The sequence below is a fragment of the Algoriphagus sp. NF genome (genome assembly GCF_028823735.1).
Classification (GTDB): Bacteria; Bacteroidota; Bacteroidia; order Cytophagales; family Cyclobacteriaceae; genus Algoriphagus; species Algoriphagus marincola.
The window spans coordinates 134,889-145,968 of sequence record NZ_JAPEIB010000005.1 but is presented as its reverse complement, the minus strand read 5'-3'; the positions used below and the strand labels follow the sequence as shown (position 1 = coordinate 145,968).

Sequence of the window (11,080 nt, the reverse complement as noted above, 5' to 3'; positions counted from 1 at the left end):
AATTACAAGATGCTGAGAATTTACAGGTACAAATCGTCAGTTTTTACCAAAAGGAAAAGTTTTTGAGTTAGGCAAGCTTAAAATATGTGAATTCGCCCAACAGAAATGAATTTTGGTCGTCAAGTTGAGAAAAGAAAGCGTATGGAAAATTTACTCAAAACTACCCTAGTGGGTTTTTTGGCCGGCCTTTCTGGAGCCGCATTTTGGACACTTGCAGATATCGCCCCAGAAAAAGAAACCTACACTTCCCCTAGCCCAATGGCAGAGAGTTCGGAAGTCCTGAACACCGCAAATACTGAATCTACACCTAGAAGTTTTGCGACAAACCCTCCCGTCTCTTTCGTAGCTGCTTCTGAAAATAGTACGGAGTCAGTCGTTTTTATCAAAAACTTCTCTGGTAGTGATCCCCGCCGATACAGCATGTTTGATTACTTTTTTGGCACTGGCCCTACCCAACAAGTAAGTACTGGCTCAGGCGTAATCATATCAGATGATGGATATATTGTCACCAACAATCACGTGATAGACCGCGCAGAAACCATTGAGGTGATTCATAAGAAAAGAACCTATCAAGCGAGACTGGTAGGAACTGACAAAAACACAGATATCGCGGTTCTCAAGATTGAAGCTGACAATTTACCGGCAATTAGAAAAGGAAGTTCTCGAGACCTTCAAATCGGAGAATGGGTCATTGCCGTCGGCAATCCTTTCAATCTTACCTCCACCGTGACTGCAGGGATTGTCTCTGCCAAGGAGCGTCAAATCAATATTTTGGGAGGTGACTTTCCTCTGGAAAGCTTTATCCAGACAGATGCACCCATCAACCCTGGAAATTCAGGCGGAGCACTCGTTAATGTAAATGGAGAGCTGGTGGGAATCAATACAGCTATCCTATCCCGAACGGGTTCCTATACAGGATATGGATTTGCCGTGCCGGTGGACATCGCCATGAAAGTAGCCAATGACCTAATCAAATATGGAGAGGTACAAAAAGCCATTCCTGGAATTGAGGCGGTAGAAATAACTCCTGAGTTGGCGGAGGAAATGAATATTCAATCCCTCGATGGAGTGATTGTAACTCACGTCATTCGAAATGGAGCAGCTGAACAGGCTGGCATGAAGCGAAATGATGTGATAACCCGAATTGGCGATCAAGTCATCACGGGGATGGGATCTTTCGAAGAAGCGCTTTCATATCACTATCCCGGAGATAAAATTCCAGTTACCTATACCCGAGATGGAAAAGCCAATAACACAACCCTGACATTACAAAACCTGGAAGGTGGCACAGGAGTCTTGAAGAGGGAATACTATAGCTCAAGACTGCTAGGTGCCCGGCTCGAAGCAGTCAATACAATTGAGAAGGATAAGTTGGGTATTTCCTACGGAATTAAAATTACGGCTCTTTCAAGAGGTTATCTCAGAGATTTAGGACTTCGCAATGGTTTTGTCATCACAGAGATCAACAGAGAGCCCGCAAACAACCCGGAAAAGGTGGGTAAATTTTTGGAAGATTACAGCGGAAAATTACTGATAGAGGGGGTGGCATCCAATGGCCAACCGTTCATGCAAAGCTACACAGTACGATAAAAAGAGGGCTTCGGTCCTCTTTTTTTTGAAGACTTGTTGATTTATCCTTAGCTTTAATAAGGTCTCAGAAAATATTTCGAAAAGAATTAAAAGACCAAAACCTAAACGATAATCCAATGAAATCCATGCCGCCATCCTGTGAGGACTGCTTTCAGGAATTCAAAATAGCTTTGGAAGATTTACAGATTTTTGTCAAGCAAGCGCGATTGAGAGAGTTATCTGAATCTCGGAAAAGGGAACTGATTGCCAATTTTGAAGTGGCGCATGAATTGGCTTTGAAAGTCATAAAATCTTATCTAAAAAGATGCGGAAAAGGCCCTTTTACAGGTTCCCGAGATCTGACGGTTGAGGCATTTCATGCAGATTTGATTGATGATGGCAAAGCCTGGCTTGATATGGTCATAGACAGGATTCAATACAATCCTATTTACGAATTAGACAAGCAGCCTGAATTTTTCGAAAATATTGTCAAGAAATATACCCGACTATTGGATAGGTTTGAAGATACGATGGATAAAATACTAGCTTGAGAGGTTAGTAAGATCTCATTTTAAACTTCTTCTTCAGCTCGTTTATGGAGTTTTTGAACTGATTGTCCGTATCAATCATGTCATTAACGGTTGTAAGGGCATGAATCACCGTCGAATGATCCCGACCTCCAAAGTGATAGCCGATGGATTTCAATGAGTGATTGGTGAACTCTTTAGAAAAATACATAGCCACTTGCCTCGCAATTACAATTTCCTTTTTCCTTGTTTTTGCTTTCAGATCATCCAAAGCAATTCCAAAATATTCGGAAACCGTTTTCTGAATGAAATCAATACCAACCTCAGTTTCGATGTCTTTGATGATATTTTTCATCACCGTCTTCGCCAACTGCAGGTCAATATCTACGCGATTCAACGAAGCATGTGCAATCAGTGAAATCAGTATTCCTTCCAGCTCTCTTACATTGGTATCCACCGTGTAAGCCAAATATTCCACCACATCGTCGGGAATAAAAATCCCTTCCGACTGCATTTTCCTTCTGATTATCGCAACCCTCGTCTCAAAATCAGGCATTTGCAAATCAGCTGTCAAGCCCCATTTGAATCGGGAAAGAAGACGCTCTTCCAGACCTTTCAGATCCCTTGGGGGACAGTCTGAGGTCATGATGATTTGCTTTTTACTCTGATGCAAGTGATTGAAAATGTGGAAAAACATTTCCTGCGTTCTATCCTTTCCTGCCAAAAACTGGATATCATCGATAATCAAAACATCCACCTGCATATAAAAATTGGTGAAGCTTTTGACATTACCATCCTTGATAGAGTCCATGAATTGGTTCACAAACTTCTCTGAAGACACATAAAGCACGAACTTATCCTCAGGACCATTTTTAATCTCATTCCCTATGGCTTGCACCAAATGAGTTTTTCCGAGACCAACTCCCCCATACACCATCAACGGGTTGAAAGAGGTAATCCCGGGCTTGGTAGCAACAGCAAAGCCAGCCGACCTCGCCAAACGATTACAGTCACCCTCGATATAAGTACTGAAGGTGTATGTCGGATTCAAGTTACTTTGGGTAAGCATCTCATCGCCCAAACTATCCATCTGGAATGGACTTCTTTGAGATTCATCTTTTCCATTCGATCCTACAGGGACTTTTTTAGCCCCATGATTTCCTTGGGGATAAGAGACCATGTAAGGTTGATTGGAGGAGTTGCCTCGGTCCACGACCACAGCATATTCCAGGCGGCCACCTTGTCCTAGAATGGTCTTAATCGCAAGCTTAAGCTCCTGAATGTAATTGTCTTCTAGCCACTCATAAAAAAATTGGCTTGGCACCTGAATAGTCAAGGAGGTACCCTCAAGCTTAACCGGGTTGATAGGCTTAAACCAAGTAGAAAAGCTCTGCTCGCTAACGTGCTGTTCAATCACACGTAAACACTCATTCCAAACTGCGCTAGCTTCTGAACTCATTTGAGAAGATTTCTGAAAATTGGTAACCGGTCAGGCTTTGACAAGGAGGTCAAAATTGAAGAAAAATCATATAAATAAAAAATGTCTAAGCGCTTGAAAAAGTGATTTTTTTTGCTTTACCCAATTACTAAGAACGCTTGCATAAATTCAAGAATAATTCTTTAAACTGAAAACTAAGGCTATTGCTCTCCTACATTGAATGAATTATAGCTACCTAAAGGTTTTAAGAAAGGTTATCCTTGCAAGGAATCTCATTCGATTCCTTAATTTTGAAAAGAAGTCTTATCGATTTAACCAGATACCCAAATATGACAAATCCAGATTTTTTTCCTTTTCAAGCTACAAGCAAATCTGATTGGAGAAAGCAGATTGAAAAAGACTTGAAAGGAAAAAACTTTGAAGAAACATTAGAAAGCAAAATTTGGTCGACTATTAAGCAGTCACCTTATTATGATTCTTCCGACTCACAAGGATTAGCTACCCAGCTGAGATTTCATCCCGAACCAGAACTTTCAGTTTTGGGACCACGGATTTGGTCAAATGCAGTAGAAATCACTGCTCAATCGCCAAAAGAAGCTAACCAAAGCATCCTATTTCATCTCCAAAATGGTGCTGATGCATTAATAATCCATGCTTCAGAGTCCACAAATTGGAGCATTTTGCTGAAGGATGTGCAATTGGAATATATCTCTGTCTACATTTTACCTAAGAAAGGTATCCGGGATGCCATTTCATTTTTGAATTATTTGGAGCAAGTGAAATTTCCTTCCAAAAAGCTAATAGGAGCCATTCTTTGGTCTCCAACAGGCAGCTTATTTGAGGAAGAAAGAGACTGGACAAAGGCTTTGAAAGATGCTCATTCTTTAATTGAGAAGACAAAGCCATACCCCAATTTTTCGCCCATGACCTTTGATTTTGCGAGATATGCAAATGCAGGTGCTACGGGCCTGACCGAAGTTGAATTTGGCCTAGGAGAAATCATTGAGACAGCTTTCGGACTAAAAACGCAAGGCGTAGAATTGAAAGAGTGGTTTAGTAAAATATGCATTCACACAGCAGTTGGAGAGCCTCATTTCCCAGAAATGGTCAAGTTAAAGGCGATTCGGATTTTGACTTCAGAATTGGCGAAAAAATTTGATGTGAATTTGGGAATTGAACAGATTCAGGTCATTGCATCAAGCAGTCTTTGGACCAAGTCACTTATTGATAAAAACAATAATTTCATCCGTCAGACCTATGAGGGTCTAGCTGGAATTTTAGGTGGCTGTAATGTTCTTTGGGTCCGAAAATGGGATAGTAATGAATCAGATGCACTTAATTCGAGAATTGCACGGAATGTCTCTTCTGTCCTGAAAGAAGAGAGTTATTTAGATAAGGTTATGGATCCTATGGCAGGCAGCTTTTATCTGGAAAGCCTTCAGAAGGAATTTATCGAGCTTATTCAAGCTGCAATTTCCAAACTGGAAAAAGAAGGCGGCTGGCTTTCTCAATTTCAGGCAAAGTCACTTCATCAAAGAGTCAAATCGGAAAGGTTAGCAGCTCAAGAAAAAGTAAAGGGAAATCAACGAAGCAAAGTGGGGGTAAATCGCTACCAAGCAAGTGGAAAATTGATTAATAATTCGGCCTTCCAAGCTATCCAAGAAAGTGGCTACGAACTACAGCCAAGCAGAGAAACATACCTGATCGAACAAGAAATCCTGAAAAAATGAGACCTGACTTTTCTGACTGGAATATAAATAAGCAATCAACCACGACAAGCCAATCGGATGCTCGATGGAAGGCACCCGAGCAAATTGAGGTTCCTCCATTTTTTGATCCTGAGACTATCAAAAAACTGGACCATCTTAAGTTTTCGGCTGGAATCCCACCATACCTAAGAGGCCCCTATGCTTCCATGTATGTGATGAGACCCTGGACTATCCGGCAATATGCCGGATTTTCTACTGCGGAAGAATCCAATGCATTTTACCGGAGAAATTTAGCAGCAGGTCAGAAAGGGCTTTCGGTAGCCTTCGATTTACCAACCCACAGAGGCTATGACTCAGATCATCCACGGGTAGTTGGAGATGTCGGGAAGGCAGGGGTAGCGATCGATACAGTGGAAGACATGAAGCTTCTTTTTGATCAGATTCCTTTGGATCAAATGTCTGTTTCTATGACCATGAATGGGGCAGTCATCCCGATCTTGGCATTTTACATTGTGGCAGCTGAAGAACAGGGAGTAAGTCCCGAAAAACTGAGTGGAACCATACAAAATGATATTTTGAAGGAGTTTATGGTTCGCAACACCTACATCTATCCACCGGTGCCAAGCATGCAGTTGATCGCTGATATTTTCGAATACACATCGAAATACATGCCTCGATTTAACTCTATTTCCATATCTGGCTATCACATGCAAGAAGCTGGTGCCACAGCAGATTTGGAACTGGCCTATACCTTGGCAGATGGTTTGGAATACCTTCGAACGGGAATTAAAGCTGGTCTGGATATTGACGAATTCGCTCCGAGGCTTTCCTTCTTTTGGGCCATCGGGATGAATTACTTTATGGAAATCGCGAAAATGCGTGCCGGAAGATTGCTTTGGGCTAAAATCGTCAAGCAATTTAATCCCAAAAATTCCAAGTCCATGGCTCTCCGGACCCACTGCCAAACCTCTGGATGGTCGCTCACTGAGCAGGATCCCTACAATAACATCACACGGACAGCGATTGAGGCATTAGGCGCTGCCATGGGCCATACACAGTCACTTCACACCAACTCTTTGGATGAGGCGATTGCATTGCCGACCGATTTCTCTGCTAGAATTGCACGGAATACACAGCTTATTCTTCAGGAGGAAACAGGTATCACCGATGTGGTAGACCCTTGGGGAGGTTCTTTGTATGTGGAGTATTTGACAGATCAATTGGTGGATAAAGCTTGGAAACTAATTGAGGAGGTAGAGTCATTGGGAGGAATGGCTAAAGCGATCGAGGCGGGAGTACCTAAGCTTCGAATCGAAGAGGCTGCCGCCAAAAAACAAGCACGAATCGACAGTGGTCAGGATATCATTGTCGGAGTAAATCGCTATCAGATCGATGAAGCGTCTACGATTGAGCTTCTTGAAGTGGATAATCAAGCTGTACGCGAATCGCAAATCAAAAGACTGGAACAAGTCAAGTCATCCAGAAATGAAGCTAAGGTCAAAGAATCCCTAGATCGAATCACGGAAGCCGCTCAAAGCAAATCTGGAAATTTATTAGCTTTAGCAGTAGATGCAGCCAGGAACCGAGCTACCCTTGGAGAGATTTCTGATGCCATGGAAAAAGTTTTTGGAAGGCATCAAGCACAAACTAAATCCGTGACCGGCGTGTATGCAAGTGAAGTAAAAAATCAGGATTCATTTAAAAAGGCACTTTCCCTTTCTGACGAGTTTGAAAAACTGGAGGGAAGAAGACCCCGGATTCTGGTCGCAAAAATGGGTCAGGATGGACATGATCGAGGTGCCAAGGTAATTGCAACAGGCTTCGCCGATATGGGTTTTGATGTGGATATCGGACCACTCTTCCAGACTCCAGCGGAAGTAGCCATGCAGGCAGTTGAAAATGATGTCCATATTGTCGGCGCTTCCTCCTTGGCAGCTGGGCATAAGACACTCATTCCACAATTGATTCAGGAACTAGCCAAGCTTGGTCGAGAAGATATCATGGTGGTAGCAGGTGGAGTTATTCCTCCGAAAGACTATGACTTTCTTTACCAACAAGGTGTGGCTGCTGTATTTGGCCCTGGTACAGTACTTTCTGAAGCGGCAATAAAAATCTTGCAAAAGTTGTTGGAAGAGTAAATCGCAATCAGAGGAATCAGTTTCAATCTTGAGCTTTGAGGATTTTTAGATTACCTTAAGGAAATAAGTTTTAAGTAATCACATGAACAACTACCTCCTCATCTACGATCCAAATTTGGATGAAAGCGAGCGTCAGAATTTTTTCGAGAAACTGGAGCCCCAACCTCAGCAATTTATCGCTTACGAATCTGAGAATTGGGATCAGTTTTCAGAGTCTGACGTACTTCTTCTTTGGGTAAATGATGAGCAGGGCTATTCCATCCTTCGATCGATTCCCGATCAGGGACCTAGCTTGGTATTTTTGCCACATCCAGATCTCAAGATGATCGCTCGATCCTTGAATATCCCGAGCTCAAAAGAAAAGGCTTTTCGACTTTTCTCAGAAAGTGAATCGATTCCAAACTTCGATTTACTCAAGATCAATGAGAAACTCTGTATGAACTCTCTTGTCATCGGAGATTCGCTCAGTGTGCTCTATGATTCATTTGGAAAAAGCTTTTTCGGAAACCTGAAGGATCGATTTTCCAGGTTTTTTATGCTTTTCAGAAAAGTAGATCTCAAGCAAATTAAACTAAGCTACCTCTCCGGAGAGGAAGAAAAAACTATAGAAACTGCGGCGATGGGCATTTTAGCTGTGCCGCATTGTGAGAGCAATTTGATTTTCAAGCGTGTCATCAAAGATAGTGGACTCGATGACGGGCTCATTCACGTGATTTTAGTATCACCGAAAAGTCTTTTTTCTATTATCCAGTTTGGAATCCAGCACCTTTTTTTCCCAATTAAAGGATCTACCATACCTGAATTTTTGACCTATATCTCCACTTCAAAAATGACGATTGAAAGCCAATCTGCTCTGACCTTTGCGATAGATGGAGAAGAACTTCAAGGTGAAAAAATTGAGCTAAATATCGATGAAAGAAAGGTCAAGATTCTTCCAGGATTTGAAAAGCTGAAGGAAAAGGAATTCAAGCAAAAAGAAATAAATGTCCAAAAGCTGCCTACTGGAAAACTTCGAGAGGAGCTGACGCGTCGACACTTACCTTGGGTCAGGCATGCTACCACGGAGGAATTCAAAGAGCTTTTTACCACCCTAAAACAGAATGCACAGGCTTCATCCAGCTATTTGGTCTTGATGGCACTTTCTACATTGATCGCCACATTTGGACTTTTTGGAAACTCCACTCCCGTAGTAATCGGAGCCATGATCCTTGCGCCCCTGATGGGTCCGATTATTTCGCTTTCCATGGGAGTGCTCAGACAAGATGATATTTTGATCAAAAACAGCCTGATCACGCTATTTTGGGGGATAGTGATCGGTCTTTTTTTCGCAGTAATAATTACTTGGATCACTCCCCTCAAAGTCCCCAATTCTGAAATTGTGGCTCGAATCCGTCCTAACTTATTGGATTTGGGAATCGCTATTGCATCGGGTATCGCAGGTGCCTATGCGCATTCCAAGGAAGAAATCGCCAAAACCTTGGCAGGAGTAGCCATATCAGTGGCTTTAGTGCCACCTTTGGCCGTGGCTGGAATAGGCTTGGGCTGGGGTGAATGGAATATCTTCTGGGGCGCAAGTCTACTTCTTGGAACAAACCTTGCCGGCATCGTGATGGCCGCTGCAGTGACATTTCTGATCCTAGGCTTCAGCCCCTTCCGATTGGCAAAAAAAGGAATCCTAATTACGATATTGATGTCGGTATTGGTAACTGCACCGCTGGCTTTGAGTTTCAGAGATATGGTCAAGGAAAATAAGCTGATCCAGGAGCTCAGTGGAAAGGAAATCCCGCATGGATTACTGAGAAAAGTGGATGTGGTAGGGTTAAATCCTTTGCGCCTTTCAGTGACAATTTTATCAGACAAGGAACTTAATCAGGGTGATTTTCAAGCGATCAAAAAAGAAATTGAGGAAAAAATTAATCAGCCCATTGAATTGGAATTAACTCTTGGAGTGAGGGTTTTTGACTAATTAGATTTCCATTTCTAAAAGTGCATAACTCAGACTTTTTCCGTGCGCATCCAAAGCCAAAGAGGTAGTGACCCCACCTGATAATGCATCTTCGCAGGTGAATTGCAATGCATGTATCGATGGTAATACATAGCGGGTTACATTTCCTTTAATCTGCCCTTTAAGATGGCTTTTTACCCGGTCTTCAGTGATATTTTCAACCAGCCAATCAAAGTCTTTTGAATCAAAGGGAATCAGCGAAAGTACAAGTATATTCCCTTTATCCCCTGCTCGACTGTGGGCTATGTCCGCTAATTTTTTCATATGTATATTTTTGCTTTTCAATGGTCATATGGAATCTCGCAGGCTTGATAGTCATACTAGTGTGTGATGCCAACATCATGTCTGCCTGCGGAAGGCAGGCTCGATTTCATGTTGAAAGTAAATGAAAATCAGGTTTAACTTGATCTCTATTTAGAAGTGTGGATACCACACCCACCACTTGAGTAACCATTTTTCTAGCACCTCCTCCCCCTGCAGGCCCATTGGTATAGAGTGCCTCCACTTCCTCTCCGATGAGTTGGGCTAGCACCATCGTATCGCACATTCCGGCCACACGCAGTCTTACTTCGTAAGGGCTGGAATTCTTGGATAATTCAGCGGGATGAAGGGAATTCAAACCGATAAAATCAACCCTAAGGTTTGGAACCAGACTTTTTATCCGCTTTTCGATAATCTCACCTGCCAAACGGGCTCTTTCAACAGCATGGCTTCCAGCATAAGAAATTTCGCCTTCACCTTTGAATCCTGCCTCATATCCAACACTGACCTTATAATTTTCTGGTTTTTCCATTCCACCGCCACCAGTGACTTGAAGTTGGTTGGAAGCAATTTTTTCAAATTGGACACTAGAAAAATCAGCAATCACATCGGGAGTGATGTAGCGATTTGGGTCCAAGACCTCATACAGCAGCTGCTCTTTTGCAATCCGTTCAGAAATGATCCCTCCAGTCCCCTCAACCTTGGAAATAATCCCGCTTCCATTCGGAAATACGTCCACAAATGGATGCCCTAATCGGTCTAAATCAGGAACAGGTTTAGAAATAGGGTCGGCAAAATAGCCGCCTGTCAATTGTCCTGCACATTCCAAAAGATGACCCAAGACCGTACCTTTTCCCAATAAATCAAATTGGTCCAATTCCCAACCAAATTCATAAATCATCGGTGCCAAAAAAAGCGAAGGGTCAGCAACTCTTCCTGTGATAATTATATCAGCATCAGTGGCCAAAGCTGGTAAAATTGCCTCTACACCCAAATATGCATTGGCTGAAACAAGTTTCCCTTCAGATTGCAGGGGCTGATTATTTTCAAGGGAATGCTCCTCGCCGGAAATAAATTCTAAGACATCATCTCCAATGACCGCCGCAACTTTTATTGAAAGATTTTGAGATTTACCCAGCTCTATGATTCTCTTAGCGCCTGCTACCGGATTTGCAGCACCCATATTGGTAACTAGACGTGTTTTGTGTCGAAGTAATAAGGGAAGCAAATCCTTGAGCCGTTTTTCCAAAAGCACGTCATACCCAAATTTGGGATTTTGCAGCTTCCTTTTTTGAGCTAAAGCAATCGTCCGCTCAGCTAGGCATTCCAGGACTAAATAATCCAGATTTCCTTTTTCCGTAAGAATCAATGCAGGCTCGATCCGATCTCCCGAAAAACCCGCTCCACAACCGATTCTGATTTTGTCTTTCATA

At 42.5% G+C, this 11,080-nt stretch carries 8 protein-coding genes; 5 read left to right on the top strand and 3 right to left on the bottom strand.

The features are described from left to right. Nucleotides 1-141 precede the first annotated feature (141 nt). On the top strand, nucleotides 142-1,590 hold the full coding sequence (locus OU792_RS03895) for a S1C family serine protease (RefSeq protein ID WP_134201815.1): 1,449 nt from the start codon (nucleotides 142-144) through the stop codon (nucleotides 1,588-1,590). Between the two features lie 116 nt (nucleotides 1,591-1,706). Further along, a complete protein-coding gene (locus OU792_RS03890; RefSeq protein ID WP_100627857.1) occupies nucleotides 1,707-2,120 on the top strand; it encodes a nucleotidyltransferase substrate binding protein in 414 nt (137 codons plus the stop codon). A 4-nt stretch (nucleotides 2,121-2,124) separates the two neighbouring features. Here the strand turns inward: OU792_RS03890 and dnaA are convergent, their stop codons facing one another. Continuing rightward, a complete protein-coding gene (dnaA, locus tag OU792_RS03885; protein ID WP_100627858.1) occupies nucleotides 2,125-3,555 on the bottom strand; it encodes a chromosomal replication initiator protein DnaA in 1,431 nt (476 codons plus the stop codon). Between the two features lie 308 nt (nucleotides 3,556-3,863). On the opposite strand from dnaA, the gene OU792_RS03880 reads away from it, so the two are divergent. From OU792_RS03880 to OU792_RS03870, 3 genes are all read left to right on the top strand, one after another. Continuing rightward, on the top strand, nucleotides 3,864-5,264 hold the full coding sequence (locus OU792_RS03880; RefSeq protein ID WP_274669524.1) for a methylmalonyl-CoA mutase family protein: 1,401 nt from the start codon (nucleotides 3,864-3,866) through the stop codon (nucleotides 5,262-5,264). Then, the gene (gene scpA / locus OU792_RS03875; RefSeq protein ID WP_274669523.1) at nucleotides 5,261-7,381 is read left to right on the top strand and encodes a methylmalonyl-CoA mutase; all 2,121 of its coding nucleotides are present in this window, start codon (nucleotides 5,261-5,263) and stop codon (nucleotides 7,379-7,381) included. The genes OU792_RS03880 and scpA overlap by 4 nt, the downstream gene beginning before the upstream one ends. 82 nt (nucleotides 7,382-7,463) lie before the next feature. Continuing rightward, nucleotides 7,464-9,347 (top strand): TIGR00341 family protein, encoded by a 1,884-nt coding sequence (locus OU792_RS03870; RefSeq protein WP_274669522.1) that lies wholly within the window; start codon nucleotides 7,464-7,466, stop codon nucleotides 9,345-9,347. Here the strand turns inward: OU792_RS03870 and OU792_RS03865 are convergent, their stop codons facing one another. Continuing rightward, the gene (locus OU792_RS03865) at nucleotides 9,348-9,650 is read right to left on the bottom strand and encodes an AtuA-related protein (RefSeq protein ID WP_274669521.1); all 303 of its coding nucleotides are present in this window, start codon (nucleotides 9,648-9,650) and stop codon (nucleotides 9,348-9,350) included. It lies immediately after the preceding gene. Between the two features lie 106 nt (nucleotides 9,651-9,756). Next, a complete protein-coding gene (locus OU792_RS03860) occupies nucleotides 9,757-11,079 on the bottom strand; it encodes an acyclic terpene utilization AtuA family protein (protein ID WP_274669520.1) in 1,323 nt (440 codons plus the stop codon). Nucleotide 11,080 lies beyond the last annotated feature (1 nt).

Excerpts from the sequence above, each read along its gene's own strand:
- OU792_RS03895 (WP_134201815.1), top strand. The coding sequence starts at position 142 with ATGGAAAATTTACTCAAAACTACCCTAGTGGGTTTTTTGGCCGGCCTT.
- OU792_RS03890 (WP_100627857.1), top strand. The coding sequence starts at position 1,707 with ATGAAATCCATGCCGCCATCCTGTGAGGACTGCTTTCAGGAATTCAAA.
- dnaA (WP_100627858.1), bottom strand. The coding sequence starts at position 3,555 with ATGAGTTCAGAAGCTAGCGCAGTTTGGAATGAGTGTTTACGTGTGATT.
- OU792_RS03880 (WP_274669524.1), top strand. The coding sequence starts at position 3,864 with ATGACAAATCCAGATTTTTTTCCTTTTCAAGCTACAAGCAAATCTGAT.
- scpA (WP_274669523.1), top strand. The coding sequence starts at position 5,261 with ATGAGACCTGACTTTTCTGACTGGAATATAAATAAGCAATCAACCACG.
- OU792_RS03870 (WP_274669522.1), top strand. The coding sequence starts at position 7,464 with ATGAACAACTACCTCCTCATCTACGATCCAAATTTGGATGAAAGCGAG.
- OU792_RS03865 (WP_274669521.1), bottom strand. The coding sequence starts at position 9,650 with ATGAAAAAATTAGCGGACATAGCCCACAGTCGAGCAGGGGATAAAGGG.
- OU792_RS03860 (WP_274669520.1), bottom strand. The coding sequence starts at position 11,079 with ATGAAAGACAAAATCAGAATCGGTTGTGGAGCGGGTTTTTCGGGAGAT.